The sequence below is a fragment of the Halovivax gelatinilyticus genome (assembly GCF_024300625.1).
Taxonomy (GTDB): domain Archaea; phylum Halobacteriota; class Halobacteria; order Halobacteriales; family Natrialbaceae; genus Halovivax; species Halovivax gelatinilyticus.
The window spans coordinates 1,661,948-1,683,351 of sequence record NZ_CP101322.1; the positions used below are offsets into that span (position 1 = coordinate 1,661,948).

At 66.9% G+C, this 21,404-nt stretch carries 19 protein-coding genes; 10 read left to right on the forward strand and 9 right to left on the reverse strand.

Features of this window, described 5'->3' with window-relative positions; genetic code table 11:
* Positions 1 to 24 precede the first annotated feature (24 nt).
* Positions 25 to 1,083, reverse strand: a complete 1,059-nt coding sequence (gene fni, locus NKH31_RS08075) for a type 2 isopentenyl-diphosphate Delta-isomerase (protein WP_254864620.1) — start codon at positions 1,081 to 1,083, stop codon at positions 25 to 27.
* A 118-nt stretch (positions 1,084 to 1,201) separates the two neighbouring features.
* Here fni and NKH31_RS08080 point away from each other — a divergent pair, with 118 nt between their 5' ends.
* Positions 1,202 to 1,666 carry a hypothetical protein gene (locus tag NKH31_RS08080; RefSeq protein ID WP_254864621.1) on the forward strand — a complete coding sequence of 155 codons (465 nt, stop codon included), beginning with the start codon at positions 1,202 to 1,204 and terminating at the stop codon, positions 1,664 to 1,666.
* Here the strand turns inward: NKH31_RS08080 and rpiA are convergent.
* The gene (rpiA, locus tag NKH31_RS08085) at positions 1,656 to 2,339 is read right to left on the reverse strand and encodes a ribose-5-phosphate isomerase RpiA (RefSeq protein WP_254864622.1); all 684 of its coding nucleotides are present in this window, start codon (positions 2,337 to 2,339) and stop codon (positions 1,656 to 1,658) included. The two genes, NKH31_RS08080 and rpiA, sit on opposite strands and share 11 nt — an antisense overlap.
* Positions 2,340 to 2,447: 108 nt before the next feature.
* A complete protein-coding gene (locus NKH31_RS08090) occupies positions 2,448 to 3,563 on the reverse strand; it encodes an AI-2E family transporter (RefSeq protein ID WP_254864623.1) in 1,116 nt (371 codons plus the stop codon).
* 127 nt (positions 3,564 to 3,690) lie between these two features.
* Here NKH31_RS08090 and NKH31_RS08095 point away from each other — a divergent pair, with 127 nt between their 5' ends.
* Entirely contained in the window at positions 3,691 to 4,605 is a 915-nt protein-coding gene (locus NKH31_RS08095) for a DMT family transporter (protein WP_254864624.1), read from the forward strand.
* A 24-nt stretch (positions 4,606 to 4,629) separates the two neighbouring features.
* On the opposite strand, the gene NKH31_RS08100 is transcribed toward NKH31_RS08095, so the two are convergent.
* Positions 4,630 to 6,288, reverse strand: a complete 1,659-nt coding sequence (locus NKH31_RS08100; RefSeq protein ID WP_254864625.1) for a thiamine pyrophosphate-binding protein — start codon at positions 6,286 to 6,288, stop codon at positions 4,630 to 4,632.
* 146 nt (positions 6,289 to 6,434) lie between these two features.
* On the opposite strand from NKH31_RS08100, the gene NKH31_RS08105 reads away from it, so the two are divergent.
* Positions 6,435 to 7,115, forward strand: coding sequence for an HAD family hydrolase (locus NKH31_RS08105; protein ID WP_254864626.1), 681 nt, complete (start codon positions 6,435 to 6,437; stop codon positions 7,113 to 7,115).
* Between the two features lie 156 nt (positions 7,116 to 7,271).
* Positions 7,272 to 8,495: an outer membrane protein assembly factor BamB family protein gene (locus NKH31_RS08110; protein WP_254864627.1), complete on the forward strand. Its 1,224-nt coding sequence runs from the start codon at positions 7,272 to 7,274 to the stop codon at positions 8,493 to 8,495.
* 80 nt (positions 8,496 to 8,575) lie between these two features.
* Here the strand turns inward: NKH31_RS08110 and NKH31_RS08115 are convergent, their stop codons facing one another.
* A complete protein-coding gene (locus NKH31_RS08115) occupies positions 8,576 to 9,559 on the reverse strand; it encodes a phosphatase PAP2 family protein (RefSeq protein WP_254864628.1) in 984 nt (327 codons plus the stop codon).
* A gap of 357 nt (positions 9,560 to 9,916) precedes the next feature.
* Here NKH31_RS08115 and NKH31_RS08120 point away from each other — a divergent pair, with 357 nt between their 5' ends.
* Positions 9,917 to 10,345 (forward strand): DUF6069 family protein, encoded by a 429-nt coding sequence (locus NKH31_RS08120; RefSeq protein WP_254864629.1) that lies wholly within the window; start codon positions 9,917 to 9,919, stop codon positions 10,343 to 10,345.
* Positions 10,346 to 10,425: 80 nt separating this feature from the next.
* Here the strand turns inward: NKH31_RS08120 and NKH31_RS08125 are convergent, their stop codons facing one another.
* Complete coding sequence (locus tag NKH31_RS08125) at positions 10,426 to 10,854, reverse strand: CBS domain-containing protein (RefSeq protein WP_254864630.1); 429 nt, start codon at positions 10,852 to 10,854, stop codon at positions 10,426 to 10,428.
* Positions 10,855 to 11,022: 168 nt separating this feature from the next.
* Between NKH31_RS08125 and NKH31_RS08130 the strand changes: the two genes are divergently transcribed.
* Positions 11,023 to 11,289, forward strand: coding sequence for a hypothetical protein (locus tag NKH31_RS08130; RefSeq protein ID WP_254864631.1), 267 nt, complete (start codon positions 11,023 to 11,025; stop codon positions 11,287 to 11,289).
* Positions 11,290 to 11,316: 27 nt separating this feature from the next.
* Here the strand turns inward: NKH31_RS08130 and NKH31_RS08135 are convergent, their stop codons facing one another.
* The gene (locus NKH31_RS08135) at positions 11,317 to 13,764 is read right to left on the reverse strand and encodes an ATP-dependent DNA helicase (protein WP_254864790.1); all 2,448 of its coding nucleotides are present in this window, start codon (positions 13,762 to 13,764) and stop codon (positions 11,317 to 11,319) included.
* Positions 13,765 to 13,914: 150 nt separating this feature from the next.
* Positions 13,915 to 15,219 (reverse strand): aspartate--tRNA(Asn) ligase, encoded by a 1,305-nt coding sequence (aspS, locus tag NKH31_RS08140; protein ID WP_254864632.1) that lies wholly within the window; start codon positions 15,217 to 15,219, stop codon positions 13,915 to 13,917.
* Between the two features lie 452 nt (positions 15,220 to 15,671).
* Between aspS and NKH31_RS08145 the strand changes: the two genes are divergently transcribed.
* Positions 15,672 to 16,238, forward strand: a complete 567-nt coding sequence (locus NKH31_RS08145; protein WP_254864633.1) for a DUF1684 domain-containing protein — start codon at positions 15,672 to 15,674, stop codon at positions 16,236 to 16,238.
* A 416-nt stretch (positions 16,239 to 16,654) separates the two neighbouring features.
* Here the strand turns inward: NKH31_RS08145 and NKH31_RS08150 are convergent, their stop codons facing one another.
* Positions 16,655 to 17,335: a class I SAM-dependent methyltransferase gene (locus NKH31_RS08150; RefSeq protein ID WP_254864634.1), complete on the reverse strand. Its 681-nt coding sequence runs from the start codon at positions 17,333 to 17,335 to the stop codon at positions 16,655 to 16,657.
* A 296-nt stretch (positions 17,336 to 17,631) separates the two neighbouring features.
* Between NKH31_RS08150 and NKH31_RS08155 the strand changes: the two genes are divergently transcribed.
* The 3 genes from NKH31_RS08155 to NKH31_RS08165 all read left to right on the forward strand — a co-directional run bounded on the left by NKH31_RS08155 (position 17,632) and on the right by NKH31_RS08165 (position 21,308).
* Positions 17,632 to 18,777 carry an extracellular solute-binding protein gene (locus NKH31_RS08155; RefSeq protein ID WP_254864635.1) on the forward strand — a complete coding sequence of 382 codons (1,146 nt, stop codon included), beginning with the start codon at positions 17,632 to 17,634 and terminating at the stop codon, positions 18,775 to 18,777.
* 66 nt (positions 18,778 to 18,843) lie between these two features.
* The gene (locus NKH31_RS08160) at positions 18,844 to 20,436 is read left to right on the forward strand and encodes an ABC transporter permease (protein WP_254864636.1); all 1,593 of its coding nucleotides are present in this window, start codon (positions 18,844 to 18,846) and stop codon (positions 20,434 to 20,436) included.
* A 50-nt stretch (positions 20,437 to 20,486) separates the two neighbouring features.
* Positions 20,487 to 21,308 (forward strand): winged helix-turn-helix transcriptional regulator, encoded by an 822-nt coding sequence (locus NKH31_RS08165; RefSeq protein ID WP_254864637.1) that lies wholly within the window; start codon positions 20,487 to 20,489, stop codon positions 21,306 to 21,308.
* Positions 21,309 to 21,404: the final 96 nt, after the last annotated feature.

Sequence of the window (21,404 nt, forward strand, 5' to 3'; positions counted from 1 at the left end):
GGTTTAGAACAGTCCCGTCAGTTACTACTGGCGTTCGTCACGGTACGTTCGCGTCCGACCGAGCAGCACGTAGTCGGTCTCGCGCAACTCGTCGACCGTCTCCGAGCCGGTGACGAACATCGCCGTCTGCAGCTCCATCGAGAGCGTCTCGATCAGGTCGACGACCGCGTCGGTTCCCTTTCCGGCCGGGCCGAGAAACGGCTTTGCGAGTCCGCCCGCCCGCGCGCCGAGGGCGATCGCCTTCGCGACGTCTAAGCCCGACCGCACGCCCCCGCTCGCGATCACGCAGTCGTGGACGGCCGCGGCTTCGAGGGTGCTGATCGCCGTCGGGACGCCCCACGCGCGAAAGCGCTCGCCGACGGCGGCCTGCCGGTCGGCGCCGACCGCGCGGGCGCGGTAGGACTCGATTCCCGACCAGGTCGTTCCGCCCTTCCCGGCGACGTCGATGGCGTCGACGCCGGCGTCGGTGAGCCGTTCGGCCGTCTCGCGGCTGATTCCGTTGCCCGTCTCCTTGACCACGACCGGGACGGAGAGGTCGCTCGCGACCGCTTCGATCCCGTCCAGACAGCCGCGCGCGTCGACGTCGCCTTCGGGCTGGACGGCCTCCTGGAGGAAGTTCAGGTGGATCGCCATCGCGTCGGCGTCGATCATTTCGACGGCCCGCTCGACGTCTGCGACACCGTACTCGGCCAGCTGGGCGGCGCCGACGTTGCCGTAGAGGACGGCGTCGGGGGCCACGTCGCGGACGACGGTGTACGACTCCAGCAGGTCGGGATCGTCGAGTTCGAGCCCGGCGCGCTGGCTGCCGACGCCCATCGCGATCCCCGTCTCCTCGGCGGCCTCGGCGAGCGCGCGGTTTATCTTCGTCGTGTTCGGGTGGCCGCCGGTCATGCTCTCGATGACGATCGGAGCGGACAGCTCGCGCCCGAACAGCGAGACCGACAGATCGATCTCGTCGCGGTGGATCTCCGGCAGCGCCTCGTGGACGAGTTCGACGTCGGCGAAGCCGGTGCCGGTCGTCTCGACGTCTTCTTCCTCGATGATGCGGATGTGGTCGTCCTTGCGATCTGCGGTCTCGGGCATCTACCCCACAGGTTGGGACAGCCGGTCAAAAACCGTTCGTTTGTTCGTTCCCGGCGGTTTCGTCTCGATATCCCGTTTCCCACCCTCGTTTTTGACGCCGGCCGTGGAGCGACGTGATATGGTTCGAAGTCGACTCCCGGCGCTCGTCCGATCGGCCATGATCGCCTTCGGCGTCTTCGAGGTGCTCAAACCGCGTCCGGTCATCGCCGCGTGCGAGCGAATCGGGATCGAGAACCCCGGAGACGCGCGCCTGCGAACGCGAGCGGTCGAACTCGCCCGACTCGAGGGGCTGCTCGTCGTCTGGCTGCTCGTCCGCGGCCGGCGGCGAGCCCGACTGTCGAGTACGATCCTCCTCGTTGGTGGCGTCGTCGCCGCGCTGGCGCCGCGCCCACTGATCCGACTCAGCCAGTCGTTCGCTTACGAGAACCCGACCGACCTCCGACTCGAACCGTGGGTGGTGCCCGCCGCGCGGGCGCTGGGCGTACTCTATCTGGCGGTCGTTTTCCTGGCTGGGACTGCCGACGCAGAAGATGGAGAAGCGGGCCTCGACGCGAGCGCCGAGACGGGGCCGGTCACTCGATGACGTCGACGCCGTCGTCGCGCCCGACGTAGGTCGCGTCGGCCAGCCCGACGAAGAGTCCGTGCTCGACGACGCCGGGGATCGCCGATAGCTGGGCTGCCAGCCCCGCGGGATCGTCGAGTTCACCGAAGTCGCAGTCGAGCACGAGGTGGCCGTCGTCGGTGACGACGGGGCCGTCCTTGCGCTCGGCCGGCCGAAGCGTCGGTTCGCCGCCCAGTTCGCGAATTCGGTCGGCGACGACGCCCTCCGCGTCCGGGAGCACCGCCACCGGAACCGGCCAGTCGAGTCGATCGGCGAGTTTCGAGTCGTCGACGACGACCAGAAACCGATCTGCGGCCGCGTCGATCAGCTTCTCTCGGGTGTGAGCCGCCCCGCCACCTTTGATCAGGTCGCCGTTTGCCACCTGGTCGGCCCCGTCGATCGCGAGGTCGATTCCCTCAACGGCCGAGAGCGTCGTCACCGGAATTCCGGCGTCGCGAGCGAGTGCGGCCGACTGGCGAGACGTCGCGACGCCTCGCACGTCGAGTCCGTCGGCGACGGCCCGGCCGATCGCCTCGATCGCGTAGGCGGTCGTGGAGCCGGTCCCCAGCCCGACGACCGTGCCGTCTTCGACCGCCTCCGCCGCCGCCTCGGCCGCGCGCCGTTTCGCCCCCGCAGATCCGTCCCCGGCTTTCATAGCTACGACACGGGACGGACGCGACAAAAATCCCGCTGTCGGCGGTTCGATTCCGGTGACGCTCGGTACCGGCGAACTCACCGCTGCCCGCGCACGGTTTTGCCCGGTCTACTCGTTCGGGTCGAGTACGTCCGTTTCGGCGTACGACGCTCGCTCGCCGTCGTCGGCCGACGCGTCCGGTTCGCTCTCCGGCAGTGCGAACTCGGCGACGATCGGTTCGTATCGCTCGAGTTCGCGGGCGTGGACCTCGTCGGCGAGCAGTTCGACGGCCTCGACGAAGACGGCGACGATGAGCGGACCGATCACGATGCCGATCGGCCCCATCGTGAACAGCCCGCCGGTAAAGCCGACGAAGTAGAGGCTGCCGGGGAGGCCGGCCGATCGGTACGCCAGCTTCGGTCTGATGTAGACGTCTGGGAACCAGGCGATGAGTCCCACGCCGAGCACGCCGACGAGGATGGCCGCGGCGATGTCTCCCTGGAGCACCTCGTAGCCGGCGAGCGGCAGGATCAGGAGGCTCGGCCCGATGATCGGGACGAACTGTAAGATAGCGGCGATCATCGCGAGCGTGAACGCGACGTCGTATCCGAGGGCGAGAAAGAGCGGGTAGCCGATCAACAGCGTCGCGATACCGGTCGCGACCTGGAGCACGTAGATGGCGTACAGCGTCTCCTGGGCCCGGGTGGCGAGCGCGGCGACCACGTCCCGGTAGGCCGGCGGCACGGGGGCGACCGCCGCCTTGGCCGCCGCCCGACCTTTCAACAGGAGGGCAAAGAGCAGGAGGACGAACAGCGCGAACTTGATGACGAGCTCCGGCAATGCCCAGACGAACGCGACGGCGAACGCGCCGACGACGTCGAGAAGGGCGTCCTGAATCAGCGCCGACTCCACGGTGACGGTCTCGCCGAACGCGGTGATCGGTATCTCGTCTGGAACGCTTCGGATCAGCGCCTCCAACTCGTCGATCCGGTAATAGACGGTGACGAAGATCGGGGCGAACACCGCGAGCGCTCCGAGAAAACCGACGAGAGTCGCACCGATGGCCGCCAGTCGCTCGCCGAGTCCGCGTCTGACCAGCCAGCGCTGGACCGGGACGAGGACGAACGCGACGGTGATGGCGAACAGGATCGTCGCGAGCACTTCCAGCAGAATAATGCCGGTGAGAATGCCGAGGAGGACGACGATGGCCGCGAGCGCGTACCGTCGATCGAGGTCGGGCGTCACGGTCGTGACTCTCAGCCGTAGCGCATAGTCTTTTGGTCGGCGCCGATCGCTCACGATGGCTGAGCTACGCGGTCGCGCGGACTGCTGGAATCGCCAGCGTCTTGGCCGGTTCGCCCCAACACCGTCCGTGTCCCGCGCGACCGACGTCTCGCTGTTTCTCGTCCTCTCGCTGCTCTGGGGGCTGTCGTTTCCCGCCATCGCGGTCGGCCTGGAGTACCTGCCGCCGCTTCTGTTCGCCGCGTTCCGGTACGACCTCGCTGCCATCCTGCTGCTCGCGTTCGCGGCGCTGCGGATCGACGGCTGGTGGCCCGACGAGCGTCACGACCTGGCGGCGATCGCCGCCGGCGGACTCTTTCTCGTCGCTGGTAACGGACTGCTGTTCATAGGCCAGCAGACCGTTCCGAGCGGAGTCGCCGCGATCTTGCAGTCGATGACGCCGATCGTGACGGCGCTGCTGGCGATCGCGCTCTTAGACGAGCGTCTGTCGGCCGTCGGCGCGGTCGGCGTCGCGATCGGCTTTCTCGGCGTCGGGTTCGTCGTCTCGCCCGACCCGGGCAATCTCGCGGCCGGCGACACGCTCGCCCGCCTGCTCATCGTCGGACAGGTGATCTCCATCGCGCTCGGCGGCGTCCTCGTCCAGCGAGCCCGGCCGACGATCGACCGCGTCGCGCTCACCGGCTGGTCGATGGTCGTCGGCGCGCTGGTCCTGCACGCCGTCAGCCTGGGTTCGGGCGAGCTACCCGACGGTAGCGTCACCGCCCCTCTGGCTCTCGGCTCGATCGTGTATCTCGGCGTCTTCTCCACCGCGATCGCCTTTCTCATCTACTTCACCATCCTCGAAGAACACGGCGCGTTCGAGGCGGCGCTCGTCTCGTATCTCGTTCCGATCGTGGCGACGATCGCCGGCGTGTTCGTCCTCGGCGAGTCGATCGGCGTCGCCGCGTTCGTCGGGTTCGGGCTGGTTGCCGTCGGATTCGCGCTCGTCAAACGCCACGCGCTCGTCGACGTCTTCGGACTCGTTTCCGGCACCGGCCGGTCGTGAGGGCGGCGGCCTCGGGCCCGACTTTCACTCGGCCAGCCACTCGCTCGCCTGGGGTTCGTTCGGGTCGGTCGGAACCTCGACCAGGACCGGCTCGTCGCGGGCGACGGCATCCGTTACCGCGTCGGAGAGCGCGTCGGAGTCGGCCGCGCGCACGCCGCTCATGCCCAGGCTCTCTGCGAGGGCGACGAAGTCGATCGGGGCATCCGACCAGCCGTAGGCGCTCGGGCGGAGCGCGTACGATCGCTCGGCTTCCTCACTGATGATCGCGTAGTCTTCGTTTCGAAAGACGACGACGGTGATCGGTAGTCCTTCGGCGACGGCCGTGTGGAGTTCGTGAATACACATCATGAGCCCGCCGTCGCCGGTGAGCACGACGACATCGTCGTCCGGGTTCGCCACCTGCGCACCGATTCCCGAGGGGAGGCCGGTTCCCATCGTCGCCCACGAACCCGGGTTGACGTAGGACTGCGGACCGTAGGCGTCGAACGCGTTGAGCGCCCAGACGCGAAAGCCGCCGGCGTCGACGGCGACGGTCGTCTCCCGGGAGAGCGCCTCGCGGACGAGTCCGAGCGCGCGGACGGCGGTCAGCGGTCGGTCGTCGTCCCGAAGCGATTCCGTCCGTTCGTGAAAGTCCGCACGCACTGCCTCCGCCCGGCGCGCACCCGCCGTCTCGTCGGCGCCGTTCGGCCCTGCGATCCCGCGTTCGGCGAGCGCGCCGCCGATCGCCGGGAGGGCGTCGGCCGCGTCGGCGAGCAGGCTGACCGACGGCTCGTAGCCGGTGGCCAGGTCGTCAGGATCGAGCGTCACGTGGACCAGCTCGTCGGGCACGTCGACCGACCACGCTCGCGTCGCGACCGCGTCGAAGTCCGTGCCGACGGCGAGCATCCCGTCCGCGTTCGCCAGCAGCTCGAGGAGCGCCGGCGGCGCGCTACCCGAGAGCGTCCCCGCCGAGAGGGGGTGGTCGGCCGGGATCGTTCCCTTCCCCTTGTACGTCGTCACCACCGGCGCGTCGAGGCGGGTCGCGACGGCTTCCAGGTCGACGCTCGCATCGGCGGCCCGAACCCCGCCACCCGCGAGCACGACCGGGGCGTCGGCCGACGCGAGCAGGTCGGCGGCCGCGTCGACGTCGCGCGCGGCGGCGCCTTTCGGCCCCTCGCGTTGGAAGGCGGGCGGGTCGGCGAGCGCGACGTCCATCTTCAGGAAGTTCTTCGGAATCCCGACGCGAACCGGGCCCTTCGGCGGCGTCTCTGCGACCGCGATCGCCGATTCGAGCGTCGCGACCGTCGATTCGGGCTGGGTTACGAGGACGTTCTCCTTGACGACCGTGTCGTACGTTTCCGGCGGCGTCTCGTGGATCCCCTCGCCGCCGCGGATCTCGGGTTCGGTCTCGACGGCGACGTGGACGAGCGGCGTACAGTCGTTGTACGCGTTCTTCAGCCCGTTCATCGCGTTCATGTCCCCGGGCCCGGGGACGACCACGGTGGCCGCCGTCTTCCCGCTGGTCTCGGCGTAGCCCCACGCCTGGTGGGTGACGGCCGTCTCGTGGCGAGCCATCACGAACCGGACGTCCTCGCGTCCGTCGATGGCCTCGTTCAGCGGGAGCGTCTGCTTTCCGGGAATACCGAAGACGGTGTCGACGCCGTTCGCGACGAGCGCGTCGACCACCGCTGCGTGCACCTGCATGCCCGGGTGTTGGCGGGGCGATAATATGAACGGCCGTATTTGCGCTCGCAGCCTCACGTGTCGTCTTCGCTATTCGGGACCGGATCCGCCCGACATCGATCGGTCGGAGCGGAACGGATTTGATCGCGGACTCTCAACTGCCCGATATGACGGCCGTCACGACGGTACTCTTCGATCTCGACGAGACGATCTGTACGCATCCGACGCCGTCGTCCGAGCGGCTCGCAGCCGCGTTCGACCGTGCCGGCGTCGAGCCGTTCTTCGAGGCGGCGGACTACCACCGGCTGGTCGGCGAGATCGGCGGTACCGGGAGCGACGTCCGTCGGCGCGAGGTGTGCTTTCGCCGCCTCGCCCGCAAAGCGGGATACGACGAGGCGGTCGGCCTCCGCGTCGCGGACGCTTACCGGGCGGTGACCGACTACACGGCGGCCGAGTTCCTGCCGGACGCCAAGGCTGTTCTCGACACCCTCGCAGATCGGTACCGCCTGGGGCTGGTCACGAACGGCGGACCTGACACGCAGTCGGTGAAGATCGACGCGCTCGGCCTTCGCGACCGCTTCGAGACGGTCGTCCTGGCGGGCTACGAAACCGCGGCCAAGCCCGATCCAGAGCCGTTCGAGACGGCGATGGCGGATCTGGGAAGCAGCCCGGAAGCGGCCATCTACGTCGGTAACTCGCCGGAGCACGACGTCGCCGGTGGCGCCGCCTGCGGGATGCGAACGGTCTGGTATCCGGACGACGCGAACGACGGATGTTCGGTTACACCCGACTACCGGATCGACAGCCTCGACGAACTGTTGGATCCGCCGTGGAATATGACCGGTTGATATCGAACAGTGCCGGTTTGCCCGTTATTAGCAGACAACTCTTGGAGTTTATTAATAACAATATCTTATAACAACCTCCAAACTTTACATCACGGGGTGTACTGTTGATTAAGGCACTAGGATAAATTACTTATTATCGCCATTGCATGATGGTATATGAACTCCATTGGAAAATCGCGACGGGCCTTCCTCGCGACTACAACGGGGTGTCTCGCCGCGACGGCGGGCTGTGCGGGATGGGTCCGCGGGTCGAATCCCTCCTTCGACGAACTCGCGGCGGACGCACCAGTTTCCGTCGATTGGGCACACGAGGAGGCTGCCGCGTACCATTCGGGTACGAACCGGGCGTTTCAACCGGTGCGCGCGGACGACGCCATCGCGTACACGACTGATGAACGGATTGTCGCGCTGGATCCGGACGACGGGTCGGTGCGGTGGCGCTACGTCGATGATGGGTACGTCTCGTCGAGACCGGTGCGTCACGATGGATCGCTGATCGTCGGTGGTGAGCAATTGATCGCGCTCTCCGAACGGACCGGTGACGTCGCGTGGTCTCTCGAACTCGACCAGGATTCTCGTGGGTTCGCGTACGAAACCGGTGGAATCGGTTCCACGGACGATATTCTGTACGTCGGATACCGACATCCTACCTTAGCGGACAATCTTGAAAAACCTGGACTCGCCCGGGTTGATCTCGACGACAGAGAGATAGTTGACCGCTACGACGACGTGCATACGGTCCTGGCGCCGCTAGCCACGGACGACGATTTCGCGGTAGTAGTGGACGGCGATGCCCAATACAGCAATAGTTTAGTCGGGCCACGAGCGGTCGTCGCCTACGATTCGGGCGGACCGCGCTGGCGGTACGAATTCGAGCATCCGCACACGCGAATCGGCCCCGCGCTCACGTCGTCGCGGGTGTATGCCGCCAGTCACGGCTACGGATTCGACGGCGGCTCGGTCGTCGCCATCGATAGAGATACTGGTGACGTGGAGTGGCAAGCCGAGCGCGAGGTTGGACCGTCCACCCAGACGGCACTCACCGTCACCGACGATATTGTCACATTCCTCGACGGGGAGAATCAACTCGTCGCCCTCGACAGAGACAGCGGTGACGAGGCGTGGACGGTAGCGTTCCCCGCCACCGACGTTCACGAGGGAACCAGATATGCGTCCTTTCGAACGGTATCGGCACCAGTCGTCGATGGCGACCGCGGTTACTGTACCAACTCTGGGGCGCTGTTCGTGATCGACCTCGTGGCGGGTGAGATCGAGTGGGCTTACGCCGACGAGGAGGCGCCGTTCAGCGGCCGCCCGCTCGTCGGCGACGAGCGACTCTATGTTCCGAGCCCAACATGGTTTTTCGGATTGGAGGCGTAACCACCGCACTCATCGATATAGAGCAGGCTGCTCTCGACGTGCGCTGTCCGACCGGGAATCGCCGGTCGTTCGACACCGATTCAGTCGCTGGGTTGGGGCGTCCTCGCCACCGATCGCGTTCGGAGGCCGCCGCTGACCCACGGTACCAGCACGACCATCGCCAGAAACAGCGCCGACCAGGCGACGATGAAGACGTTGTTACCGATACCGAGTTCCGCGACGAACCAGGTGACGAGGACGACGCCGACGGCGACGACGGGGATGACGCGCTCGGCGGCGGTCTCGCGAATCCGGGCGGCGATAGTTGGCGCGAACGTCCAGGCGACGAGCCCGCCGACGGCGGCGCCGAAGACGATGTGGGCGTTGCGACTGCCGGAGACCGCCAGCGCGCCGATCGCGAAGACGAGTCCGAGGGCGAACGAACCGGTCGGGGCGTCGAGTCGGAGACGGACGCGGTCGGTCGGGTCGGCGACGAAACTCGCGTCTCCGGCTCGCGTCTCGGTCCATCTCCGGACGCCGACGTAGAGTGCCAGAAACGCGAGGCCGTAGGCGACGCCCCCGACCACGTCTCCGGGGTAGTGGACGCCGAGTGCGATCCGGGTGAAGCCGACCCAGCCGACGAAGGCAGCGCCGACGACCGCTCGCCTGGTGCGCGTCCCCACCGGCAGATCGTAGACGATCACGCCGGCGACGATCGTCGCCGCCAGCGCGTGGCCGCTCGGAAAGCTCGACGTCGAAATGAGCGCGGCGTGTTCGTAGGCCGGAACGAGAACGGCCGGAAACGCGTCGGGCCCGACGGGCGGATCGACGGCCGGCCGACTCACCGAGTGGATCGACTTCGTGATCGACATCAGGGCGTAACAGCCGACGATCGCGCCCAGCCACGGCGCGACCAGCTCGCGCGCTCGCCAGTAGGCGGCGATCATCGCCGGCGCGATCAGGTAGACGCTGCCGAGATACGAGAGCAGAACGATGACGACGGCGAGCCACGTCGGAATCGCCTCGCCGACGGCTTGCACCACCCCGGGATCGAACCACATCGACTGATCCGAATTGGTACGCATACTTGACATTGTCGAAACACGTGTTCTCGTCTTATACGTCGAAGATGACTTTACGTCCGAATCGTTGGGCGATTCGCCACCGAGCCATCCGACCGCAAGAACTGCAACGCTGTTCCCGGAGCATTCCTGCACCAATGGATATTTTTATTTGGGTTTACCGTGGCCGGCGTCGGGATCGGTTCACCCGGCAACCGCCACTCGATTGTGGGTGATCGAGCCCCGTTGTCTCCGCATCTGCGGGAGATGATCGGGTCCTGGAGTCTCCGCATAGGCGGGGCGATCTCTCCCGTATCGTCACATCGACGCGAGCGAAATAGGTACACTCAAACCGGGACTGGCCCAACCCCGTTGACAGACATGGCTTCGAGATTCGACGCCGCCGGCGAGTCGATTCCGACGGCGACGCTCGCGGTTCGGGGGGTAGTGGCACTGATTCTCTCGATCCTCGGCAACGGCGCGTTGCTCGGGATCGTCCTCGCGACGGACGTCGTCTCCCGGTTCGATGCGCTCTCGCCGATCCCGGTCTTCTTCCTCACGATCGTCGGCGTGATCGGCGCGACGGTCGTCTTCGGCGCGCTCACCCGCCGGTCGGACCGGCCGGATCGAACGTTCACGCTCGTCGCGGCAGTGGTCCTCCTCGCTTCGTTCGCGCCGGATCTCTACATACTGAGCGAGGATCCCGACGCGACGGCCGGCGCCGTCGCCGTCCTGATGGTGATGCACGTGGTCGTCGCGGCGGCGTGCGTCTTCGCGCTGACGGACCGCTACTCGCCGATCGCCCGGTGAGGCGTCAATCGATTCGGGGTGGACTGACAGGTCGTCCGCCTGACCGATTGTCGACAGAACGCTCAGTCACCGAACGCGCGTCACCGATCGCCTCGCCGCCCACCGCGCGAACGCGTCGACACGCCCGGCCGTTCACGGAGTCGGTCGGGCAGGTGCCAGGCGATGTCGGTGAGCGTGACGATTCCGAGCGGTTTCTTCCCGCCGCGAATCGGGAGCCGCTTGACGTTCTCTTCTTCCATCGTTCGCAGGGCGCTCGTCACGCTCGTCGTCGACGTGATCGTCGCCAGATCGGTACTCATCACGTCGGCGACCACCAGCTCGTCGAGGCGCTCGCGCTCGACGTAGGTGGCCCGGAGCACGTCCGACTCCGTCACGATTCCCGCGAGACCCTCGTCCATCACGACGACGCTCCCGACGCGGTGGTCGAGCATCAGCCCGGCCGCCGTCCGGAGCGAGTCGTCGGGGCCGGCGGTGAGCACCGGTGACGACATGATCTCGCGAACTTCCATGGCGTGTACTGGGCGGTTCGGTGCATAACTCTTCCGTCGGTTTGACAGGACTGCGACGGCGATGAGCGACGTCGGCCGCCTACCGAACGGACGCCGTCGGATTCGCCGAGGAATGCGATCCGGATTCGCATCCGTGGGTTTTTGATCCGTCCCGCAGATCTGCGAACGATGGCGCTTACGAAACTACTCAGCGGTCTCTTACAGATCGTCGTGACGGTCGCCGTGTTGATCGCGGTCGGGGTCGTCGCGTTTTTCATCACCGTGTTCGTCGTCTCGCAGGGCGCCCGGCTGGCCGGCTACGACCCGAGCGGCGACTTCGTCGTCCTCTCCGCGTCGCTGCTCGTCGTCGCCGCCCTCCTCGGCGGGATTCCGCTCGGTCAGTCCCGAACGGACAATTCGCCGCGAGACGAGTACGACACGACCGGGTTCCAGTGAGTTCGGCGCGTCGGCCGACGGCCGCCCTCACGCCGGGTCGAGACGGTCGGCGAATCGATCCAGGCCGAGCTGGAGCATGTCCGGGCTCACCGGCTGGTACTCCTCGGCGTTCGGAAGGTAGCCCCGAACCGAGTCCCAGGAGTCTCTCGCGTAGCGCTCGTCCAGGAAGACGCGCACGCCGACGTCGTCGGGGCTTCTGATCACCCGACCGACCGCCTGGCGCGCCTTCCTGACCGCGGGGACGGTGAGGGCGTACTCGAACCCCGATCCGAACTCGTCGTCGTAGGCGCGTCTGACCGCCTGCGTTCGAGGACTCTGAGTGTTGACGATTGGCACGCCACAGACCACGGCGGCGTTCAATCGATCGCCGCTGTAGTCGACGCCCTCGGTCAGGGTCCCGCGCAGGCTCGTGACGAGCACCTTTCCGTCGCCGTCGAAGAACTCGTCTTTGAGCGACTCCGTGGCGCCGTCGTCGCTGGCGACGTCGAGCAGGACGGGCTTTTCCGTCAGCCGTTCGTCGAGCACGTCCGCCGCCCACTGGGCCTCGGCGTAACTGGGCATCCCGACGAGGACGTTCCCCGGGAGTGCGCCGATACGGGAGAGCGCGTCGGCGTAGGCGCGGCGAGTTTCGTTCGGCTCGTCGCCGCCCGCGCCACCGTTGCTCTCTGCCGGTATTGTACCGTCGCCCGCCGTTCCGGCATCACCCGGCACCCCACCACCGGGTGACCCGCGGTTTCCGTAGGTGAACTTCGGCGCCGCCACGGCGAAGCTCTCGCGGTTCTGTTCGGGGAAGTGCAGCCCGTATCGGCGTTCGACGACCGGGCGGTCCGCCTCGCGGTCGAGGTATCTGAGGCCGGTCACCTCAGCGAAGGCGTCCATCGGTGCGAGCGTCGCGCTCATCAGGATCCCGCCGCCGAACGCCGCCAGGCGCTCGCCGATCGCGCCGCTTGGGACGCAGTTGTGGAGCGCGAGTCGAGCCGTGTACGCTCGACGCCAGGAGTCGGCCGGTTCGGTCTCGTCCCAGGTGCGCTCGAGTTCGATCTCGCGGAAGTAGTCGGTGTGGCCGCGTCGGTTCCACTCGCCGAGGACGCGGCCGACGGCGGGCGCGGCTCGGGTTCGCTCTTCGTCTTCGGCCTCGTTCAAGATTCGGGCGACGACGGCGCCGACGGACTCCGCTCTGACCCAGTGGACGTCGGTGTAGCCCGCGCGCTCGCCCCACTCGCTGAGCTCGTCGACCGCGGGTTCGCCCGGATCGCGAAGCGGAATCTCCGCGTCGGGAAGGTCCGTCAGGTCGGATCGCCAGCCGGGGTGGTCGGCGTCGAGATGGGCCGTGACGCGTCGGTCGAGTTCGGCTCGTAACTCGGAGAGAAACTCGAGCGTCGCCTCGAGTTCCTCGAACGAGACGTCGGAGCCGGCCAGTTCGGCGCGGACGAGGTCGGCGTCGGCCGTCTTGGAGCCGCCCTCGACGGCTCTGCCTTCCCGGTCGTACCGGACCGGTCGGATCACGCGCGAGAGTTCCGCCACGGCGTCGCGGATCGTCGTATCGGCGACGCCCTCGCTGACGAGGTCGCGCACGCGCGGTTCGAGCATGTGCGCCTCGTCGCAGACGACGAACGTCTCCGAGCTTGCGAGCGCACCCGTAAAGGCCGCGAGCGTCGTCGGGTCGAACGCGTGGTAGTAGTTCCCGATGACGACCTCGACCTCGCCGAGGGCTGCGCCCATCACGGAGTGCGGGCAGGTACCGTGGCGGATCGAGCGCGCGACCAGTTCGCCGGGCGTTACCATGCCCGCGCTCGTCAGGTCGAACGGAACGGCCTCGACCGGCGACCCCTCACCTTCGGCGGGGAGGTCGCCGAGGTACTGGGCGTAGAACGGACAGTACTCGATCTCGCTCCGACCGTCGTCGTACGCGGGAATCTCCGGGGCGAACGGCGCCGTCTCGCCCGCCGTCTCGAGCAGGCGGACGCCACGGTCGCGTCGCCCGCTGTCGGCAAGGCCCACCTGCTGACTCCGGGCGCGCGCCGTGAGGTCGCCGGTCGTCGTCGATCCACCCTCGCCGGTCAGGTCGCGCGTCCGGTCTCGGAGCGTCTCACACCGGTCGTAGACGGTGGCGTCGTCGAAGCCGGCGGCCCGCTCGCGATTGTACGGGCAGACGTCGGCCTTTCCGACCAGGGTGAGCCCCGAGACGGGCTCGTGTTCGGTCGGCAGGGCCTCGTTGATCGTCTGCAGGTCCGTCTCGAACTGGCGGAGCTGTTGCTTGACGCTGGTGAGGACGAGCACTCGTTCGAACGAGGTGTCGGGATCGCGCACGAGCGAGATGCCGGCCGACAGGGCGAGCATGGTCTTGCCCGTCCCGCAGGCCCCCTCGATCACGGTGTAACCGCCGTCACGGGCGGTTTCGATCGCGGTCTCGATGCCGTCGACCTGCTCGTCGTAGGGCTCGTCGTGTCCGAAGACGTCCCGCCAGTTCGCCATTCTTACCGTACTCATCGACGGTCGGTCATAGGGTTGACGGACCGGACTTGCTTCGCGATCGTATATAAATGGACGGTCGGGTGAGCCGCTTGGGGGGCTGGAATTCGAGGGGGTGCCAGATGCGGGGTAGTCTGGCGGATCGTCCAGCGATCAGGGAGTTAGCCGGTCCGAGTCGCGCGGAAAGAGGATCGTTTCCTGCACGTGGTCGAGGTCGGCGACCTGTTGGACGAGTCGATCGATACCGAGCCCGAACCCGCCGTGAGGCGGCGTGCCGTAGCGCAGTCCCTCGAGGTAGAATTCGAAGTCCCCGAGCGAGAGTCCGCGCTCGCGCATCCGCGTTGCGAGTCGGTCGACGTCGTGTTCGCGCTGGCCGCCCGAGGAGAGTTCGAGGCCGCGGTAGAGCAGGTCGAACTTTCGGGAGGCGATATCGTCACCCGGGACGTCCTGACGGTAGTAGAACTTCTCGTCCGGGTAACCGACGACGAACACCGCAGGATGGCCCCGGTCGGTGAAGTGATCGCCGAGGAGGCGTTCGCCGCGGGTGTCGAGGTCGGCCGGCTCCTCGGGAACGTGGCCGTACTCGTCTTCCAGGATGCGTCTGGCTTCGTCGAAGGTGATCCGGGGGAAGGGCGCGTCGGAAACGGTGAGATCGACGTCGAGGAGTTCCAGCTCTCGCTTCCCCTGCGACCGTACCGATTCGAGCGCGTAGCGCAGCGATTCCTCCTGGACGTCCATCACGTCGTGGTGGTCCTCGACGTAGCCGAGTTCGACGTCGAACATCGAAATCTCGGCGACGTGTCGCGAGGTCGAGAACGCCTCCGCCCGGAAAGCCGTTCCCACCTCGAAGAGGCGGTCGAACCCGGCGGCGACGAGCGCTTGTTTGTACAGCTGTGGGCTCTGGGAGAGTGTCGCCTCCCGGCCGTAGTACACCACCGGGAAGAGTTCCGCGCCGCCTTCGGCGCCGGCGGCGGTGATCGTCGGCGTCTCGACCTCCTCGAAGTCGGCCTCGGTACACCACTCTCGCAGTGCCCTGACGAGTTTCGATCGGAGCGAAAAGATCGCCCGCGTCTCCGGGCGACGGACGTCGATCGCCCGGTGGTCGAGACGGGTAGATCGCGCCGCTCCGACGTCCTTCGCGACCTCTAGCGGGAGGTCGCGTGCCGCCGCATCGAGCACCCGGAGGTCGTGCGGGACGAGTTCCAGTCCGCCAGGCGCCTGCTCGCTCGCGACCGGTTCGCCCGTGACTTCGAGGACGTCTTCGCGGCCGAGCGCTTCCGCCCGGTCGAAGAGGGTCGGCTGTTCGTCTTCTTTGAGAACGACCTGGCAAATTCCGGTCCGGTCCCGTACCAGGGCGAAGCGGATTCCGCCGAGGTCGCGTACCTCGTGGACGTGGCCGGCGATAGTCGTGGTCGATTCCGTCGGTGTACAGTCGTCGATGTACGTTCTGTCTTGCATCATCTCGTCCGCTGTCGTGCGATCGGTCGCTCCGGTCGGCGGGCCGGTCCCACCCGGAGAGTCAGTCCCCCGCGCGACCGTCGCACGGCGATCACGCGGCTCGTTAGTCGTCCTGAACGGGCTCGTTCGAGACTGCCGACTCCACCGACGTCGTCGGGACTGGCGACGCGGCATCGATCGGCAGACTCGTGAAAAAATATTGGTGCACCTACTCACGCAGGTGCATTCGTCGCATTCGTGACGTCGTCACGGCGCAGCCGCTCGCAGCGAGCGGCGGCGCAGTCGGCGGGGACGATCGTCACCATCTCGACACCAGATTGTCCGCGACGGTTGAAACAGATTTCGATCTCGCCGACCTCGTTCCGGTCGAAACCGCCTCGCGAAAGCGAACCACACGAGGTCGACTCGCTCGGGACCGCAAGGCACACCCGACGCGACGCCCTCCCGTCGGTATGGATGACGTCGACGGCTGGCGAGCCGAACTCGAGGAAAAGCGCGCGGAGAAGGACGACTTCTTCGCTGAACACCCCCAGTCACCGATACCCCCGGCCGAGCGAGAGGACTTCGAGGGACTCTCGTACTTCGACCCGGATCCCGACTACCGCGTTTCGGCCGACGTGACCGTTCACGACGATCCCGACATCGCGCTGCTGGAGACGACGGCGGGCGGCGAGATGCGGTACCTCCGGACCGCGACGCTGTCGGTGGAGCTCCCGTCCGCCGGGCCGGACGCGGACCCGGTTGACACCGACCTCGCGGGCTACCGGCAGGAGGGTGCCGAGGGAGAGACGCTGTTCGTCCCGTTCAGGGACAAGACGACCGGCCAGCAGACGTACGCCGGCGGGCGGTACATCGAGCTTTCGGCGGACCGGACGCTCGAAACGGGCGACAAGATCGTCGTCGACTTCAACCTCGCCTACACGCCGTTCTGCGCCTATTCGGAGGCGTTCGACTGCCCCCTCCCGCCGGAAGAGAACTGGCTCGAAGTCGCCATCCCCGCTGGTGAGCGTGACGATTGAGCCGGTTCGACTGAGCTGGTTGGTTTGAGGTGGGTTCGACTGCACGGCTTCGTCGGAGTTCGACGATGCGTACAACTGGGTCTACTAACCCTTCTTTCCACTGGACGTCAGCCGGGCGTCAGACGCCGAGCCGGGTGCACTGTAACCGATTCGCACGGGGTTCGCTCGGCGAACGGTTCTCTCCAGTCGAAATGGAGGGGTTCGATCTCCCACAGTCCACCAGCGAGTTGACGCCGTATTGCGATTTTGTGTGGGTGTCTTCCGGTGGAGCGTCAGACGCTCGACTGACGGCGAGGTCGCGGCTGAGTCGCAGAAATTCACGCGATCTGGACAATCTAACTTCGATCTCGAAGTGAAATAAGGGGGGTTAACCGGAGGGCGACGGTCGCGATTCGGTTTCGAGTGGACGGCGGCCGTTACTGGGCGACGCCGACCGTCAACAGCGTGCCGAGTTCGCGGTAGCGTTCGACCATCTCCTCGCGTCGTTCGAACTCGTCGGTCGGAAACGCCGACTCGTCCGGAATCTCGACGTCGCGGTCGGGGACGTTGTCCTGGCCGGAGACGACGAGCCCGGCGCGCCGGAACGCCTCGCGGTAGTCGTCTGCGCTCCACAGCGTCATGTCGACTGCGATCTTCTCCTGCCACTCGTGGGAGTAGGTGTTTTCCTCGTAGTAGTTGACGGCGCAGTAGAACGTTCCGCCGGGTTTGAGGACGCGGGCGATCTCGGCGAGCGTCTCGTGGGGATCGGCCGCGTAGTAAAAGGCCTCCATCGACCAGACGTGATCGATCGAGTCCGTCGCGAACGGCAGCGAGCCGAAGTCGCCGATGAGAAAGCCGACGTTCGCATCGTCGGTGTAGCTCGCGGCGTTTCGCGCCATCTCCGGGGCCCCGTCGAGCCCGTAGACGCGGCCGGCGTCGTCCGCATCCCGAACGGCTCGCCCGGCGTAGCCGCTGCCACAGCCGAGATCGAGGACGACGTCGCCCGGCTCGACCGGGATCCGGCTTAGCGCGTGTCTCGCGGTCGCCCAGTGGCGTTCTTCCATTCCCTTATCTCGCCCGTCGGCCGCCCACGCGTCGAACTCTTCGCGTACGCTCATACGGGGGAGTAGCCGTAGGAGCCCAAAGGTGGTTCGACTCCGAGTCAATCGGCCAGTGGTGGACTCTCGGCATGGATCGTTCGACTCCCGAATCGTCGGCCGCGCCGGTGCTCGTTCGACGAACCGACAGGGTCTTTAGGACGGCCTAAAGAACCACCAGTGACGGATTTAGGCTGGCCGAAACCGTGGGCATCATCGGCCGGCCCATCGGCGAGCAACGTGTCTCGCCGCGCGTTTTCCCGTCCATCGTCCCGAATCGGCAACTATATGTGTTTTAGGCCGACCTAAAACTAGATATGCAACACCGACACGACGCGTCATCGAGCCGATCGGCGATCGGCCGCCGCCGATTTCTCGCTACGAGCGGCGTCGCGCTCGCCGGAGCCGGGCTGGCGGGCTGTCTCGACGTTTTCGGTGGTCGAACCGACCCGTTCGACGACTACGGGCCACAGGGGGAGGCCCTCGATTCGGGTGAGGCGACCTGGGACGACCTCGGCGACCTCGAGGGCGAACTCGTCGTCTACTCCGGACGCACGCGCGATCAGATCAAGCCGCTGTTCGACGAACTCGAAGACCAGTACCCGGAGTTCGAGATCACGGCCGACTACGACGGTAACGACGCCCAGCTGGCCAGCCTTCGTGAGGAGGGCGACGCGACCGACGCGGACGTCTTCTACACGCAGGATTCCGGGGCGCTCGCGGCGTTCAAAGAGGAGGGACTCGCCAGGGAGCTTCCGGACGACGTCACCGGGACGATCGAGGAGCGCTACCGCGACCGCGACGGCCGGTGGACCGGCGCGTCCGGCCGGGTTCGGGCCGTTCTCTACAACACGGACGCGTTCGACGGCGACGAGTTACCTGACGACATCTTCGCCTACGCCGAGGACGACCGCTTCGCCGGCCGCATCTCGACGCGGCCGAACTCCGGGAGCTTCCGGGCGTTCATCGTCGCGATGATGGAACTCGAAGGCGAAGAGCGCACCCGCGAGTGGGCGACGAAGATGGTCGAAGAGCAAGAAATCGTCACCTACGACAGCGGCACCCAGCAGGCCGAGGCCGTCGCCGCGGGAGATCAGGACATCGCGCTCGGCAACCAGTACTACGCCGGCCGAATTCTCCAGAACGCTCCCGATGCCCCGCTGGGCGTCGCATTCACCCGGGAGGATCCCGGTTGTCTGTTCAACGTCTCGGGGATCGCCGTTCACGAACACGCCGAGGTACCGAACCTCGCCGCCGAATTCGTCCGCCACGTTCTCGCCCGGGAGGGCCAGGAGTTCTTCGTCGCGGTCAACGGCGAGTACCCGGTCGTCGACCACGTCGAGTACGTCGGCGACCTGCCGGCGCTCGCCGACATCCGACCGCCGGAATTCGATCTCAACACGCTCGGGCTCGAACTCCAGGAAGCGCGCGACCTCCAGAGCGAAACCGGACTCACGCTGTGAGCTCCTCGCCCGGCCCAATTTAGGAAGGCCTAAACCAGCGACGCTCTAACGACCGAACCGAGTACCGTGGATGGAATCAACTTCGGTCGCCTCCGCGAGCGCGAGGACGACGCGTCGTCGATCGGGCTCGTCCTGGTGAGCGGGGCGATCGCCGCGCTCGTCACTTCGCCGCTGCTCTGGCTGTTCTTACGCGCCAGCGGCGTCGAAACCGACCGCGGATGGCGGTTGATGACGTCCGAACGAACGCTCGACATCCTCGCCTCGAGCATCGGCCTGATGACGGCCGTGACGCTCCTTTCGATCGCGATCGGCGTGCCGGTGGCGTTTCTGACGACCAGGACCGACCTTCCCTACCGACGGTTTTTCACCGTCCTGGCGGCGCTTCCGCTGGTCGTCCCGAGCTACATCGGCGCCTACGCGTTCGTCGAGACGTTCGGCCACCGTGGCGAACTCTCCTCGCTCCTTGGCCTCTCCATGCCCGCGATCGACGGCTTCTGGGGGGCCGTCCTGGTCATCACGCTCTACACCTATCCGTACGTCTTCCTCACGACGCGCGCGGCGCTGCTCTCGATCGACGGCTCGCTCGTCGACGCCGCGCGCACCCTGCAGGCCGGCCGGTTCGAAGCGTTTCGTCGGGTCACCCTGCCCCAGCTCCGACCGGCCATCGCGGCGGGGGCGCTGCTCGTCGCCCTCTACGCGATCTCCGACTTCGGCACGCCCGCGTTCATGCGCGTCGACGTCTTCACGTTCGTTATCTACGAAGAACACAGCTACGACCCCGAGTACGCGGCGTTACTCTCGCTGCAGTTGCTCGCCGTCGCCGCCGTCGTCCTGGCGATCGAAGCCCGGATCGGTCGCGGCGACGGATACGCCGGCGCCCGGGCCAGAAGCGCTCGGATTCGCCTGGGCCGCTGGAAGTGGCCCGCGACCGCCGGCGTCGCCACGCTCGGCTTCGTGACGATCGCGCTGCCGGTCATCATCTTCGGGCGCTGGCTGCTCATCGCCGACGCCGAGTCCGTCGGCGTCTACGCGTTCGAGATCGAGTGGGCGCTCGCCTCGCTCGGCTACGCGTTGCTGGCGGCGCTGGTCGGAGCCGCGCTCGCGTTGCCGGTCGGCTACCTCTCGGCGACGCGCGGCGGTCTCCTCAGCCGGCTGTTCGAGCGGGCGACCTACGTCGGTTTCGCCGTCCCCGGCGTCGTCATCGGGCTTGCGCTCGTCTTCCTCGGAACGAGTTACACGCCCTGGCTGTACCGAACCGTGCCGCTTCTGGTCTTCGCGTACGTCGTTCGATTTCTCCCGCAGGCGGTCGGGACGACCCGGACGACGGTCTTACAGGTCGACGAGCGGTTGCTCGAAGCGGCCCGCGTCATGAACGCCGGCCGGTTCGAAACCTTTCGCCGGGTCACGCTGCCGCTCATCGTCCCCGGCATCGTCGCGGGCGCGGCGCTGGTGTTTCTGACGACGATGAAGGAACTCCCGGCGACGCTGATGCTCCGCCCCGTTGGCACCGAGACGCTCGCGACGATCATCTACGAAGCACACGGGACCGCACACTACCGCGCCGCGGCCGTCCCGGCGCTCATTCTCATCGGTATTTCGGCGCTCTCTATGCTGATATTGCTCCGCCAGGACGATCTGGCGGTTGACGATCGTGACTGACCGCGGTATTCGTCCACAATCGTTATGCGATCTCCCTCGTAGCTGTTCGTATGGCCGACCGGTCTCAGTCCGAACCAGTCTCGTACGAACGCGGTCTCGAGACGGTACGGTTACTCTCGAAGAAGTGGCATCCGGTCGTCGTCGCCACGCTCTTATCGCGCGGATCGATGGGGTTCAACCAGTTACTCGATTCGATTCCCGACGTCTCGGGAAAGGTCCTCACCGAGACCCTGGAGGCGCTCGTCGAGGCCGACCTCGTCGAGCGATCGGTCACCAGCGAGTCGCCGCTTCGCGTCGAGTACGAACTGACCCCCTCGGGGTCGGACCTGGCGCCCGTCTTCGAGGCGCTCGACGCGTGGGGGCGCCAACACCTCGGTGCGGACGATCCGCAGGTCGTCATCGCCGACGGCGACCGTCGACTCACGTCGATGTACGAGGGCTGGCTCGCCGAGCGCTACGACGTGTCCCGCGCACACTCCGCGCTCGAACTCGACGCCGCTCTCGACGCCGCGACCGACGTCGTGGTGGTAGACGCCTCGCTTCCGGGCGCCGATCTCGACGCCCTCGTCGACAGCGTTCGAACGGACAGTCGAACGATCCTCCTGGTCGGCGACCGCCCGCCGGTCGACCTGCTCTCGGTCGAGTGCGACGAGATCTGTAAAAAGCCGGTCGTTCGCGAGACGGTCACCGCCGCCGTCGCCTCCCAGCTAGAGCGAGCCGGCGAGTCGGACGGCGCACGCGAACGGGCGTCGCTCTCGGCGCGTCGGAAGGCCTTCGAGTCGATCTATCCCCGAAGAAGACTCGAAGACGCAAACGCGTACACCGCCGTTTGCGATCGGCTGAAGGCGACGAGTTCAACGTCGGCGGAGTGACTAACTGACCCCTCGTGTCGGGCGGAAACTCCGTTCTGACCACGTCACTGCCGTGCGGTAGCCGCCGCGATCGTCGAATCGGCTTAGTGACCCGTC

What these genes read in the sequence shown, in the direction of transcription:
- fni (WP_254864620.1), bottom strand. Translation starts at nt 1,083, where the DNA reads ATGCCCGAGACCGCAGATCGCAAGGACGACCACATCCGCATCATCGAG.
- NKH31_RS08080 (WP_254864621.1), top strand. Translation starts at nt 1,202, where the DNA reads ATGGTTCGAAGTCGACTCCCGGCGCTCGTCCGATCGGCCATGATCGCC.
- rpiA (WP_254864622.1), bottom strand. Translation starts at nt 2,339, where the DNA reads ATGAAAGCCGGGGACGGATCTGCGGGGGCGAAACGGCGCGCGGCCGAG.
- NKH31_RS08100 (WP_254864625.1), bottom strand. Translation starts at nt 6,288, where the DNA reads ATGCAGGTGCACGCAGCGGTGGTCGACGCGCTCGTCGCGAACGGCGTC.
- NKH31_RS08105 (WP_254864626.1), top strand. Translation starts at nt 6,435, where the DNA reads ATGACGGCCGTCACGACGGTACTCTTCGATCTCGACGAGACGATCTGT.
- NKH31_RS08110 (WP_254864627.1), top strand. Translation starts at nt 7,272, where the DNA reads ATGAACTCCATTGGAAAATCGCGACGGGCCTTCCTCGCGACTACAACG.
- NKH31_RS08115 (WP_254864628.1), bottom strand. Translation starts at nt 9,559, where the DNA reads ATGCGTACCAATTCGGATCAGTCGATGTGGTTCGATCCCGGGGTGGTG.
- NKH31_RS08120 (WP_254864629.1), top strand. Translation starts at nt 9,917, where the DNA reads ATGGCTTCGAGATTCGACGCCGCCGGCGAGTCGATTCCGACGGCGACG.
- NKH31_RS08125 (WP_254864630.1), bottom strand. Translation starts at nt 10,854, where the DNA reads ATGGAAGTTCGCGAGATCATGTCGTCACCGGTGCTCACCGCCGGCCCC.
- NKH31_RS08130 (WP_254864631.1), top strand. Translation starts at nt 11,023, where the DNA reads ATGGCGCTTACGAAACTACTCAGCGGTCTCTTACAGATCGTCGTGACG.
- NKH31_RS08135 (WP_254864790.1), bottom strand. Translation starts at nt 13,764, where the DNA reads ATGGCGAACTGGCGGGACGTCTTCGGACACGACGAGCCCTACGACGAG.
- aspS (WP_254864632.1), bottom strand. Translation starts at nt 15,219, where the DNA reads ATGCAAGACAGAACGTACATCGACGACTGTACACCGACGGAATCGACC.
- NKH31_RS08145 (WP_254864633.1), top strand. Translation starts at nt 15,672, where the DNA reads ATGGATGACGTCGACGGCTGGCGAGCCGAACTCGAGGAAAAGCGCGCG.
- NKH31_RS08150 (WP_254864634.1), bottom strand. Translation starts at nt 17,335, where the DNA reads ATGAGCGTACGCGAAGAGTTCGACGCGTGGGCGGCCGACGGGCGAGAT.
- NKH31_RS08155 (WP_254864635.1), top strand. Translation starts at nt 17,632, where the DNA reads ATGCAACACCGACACGACGCGTCATCGAGCCGATCGGCGATCGGCCGC.
- NKH31_RS08165 (WP_254864637.1), top strand. Translation starts at nt 20,487, where the DNA reads ATGGCCGACCGGTCTCAGTCCGAACCAGTCTCGTACGAACGCGGTCTC.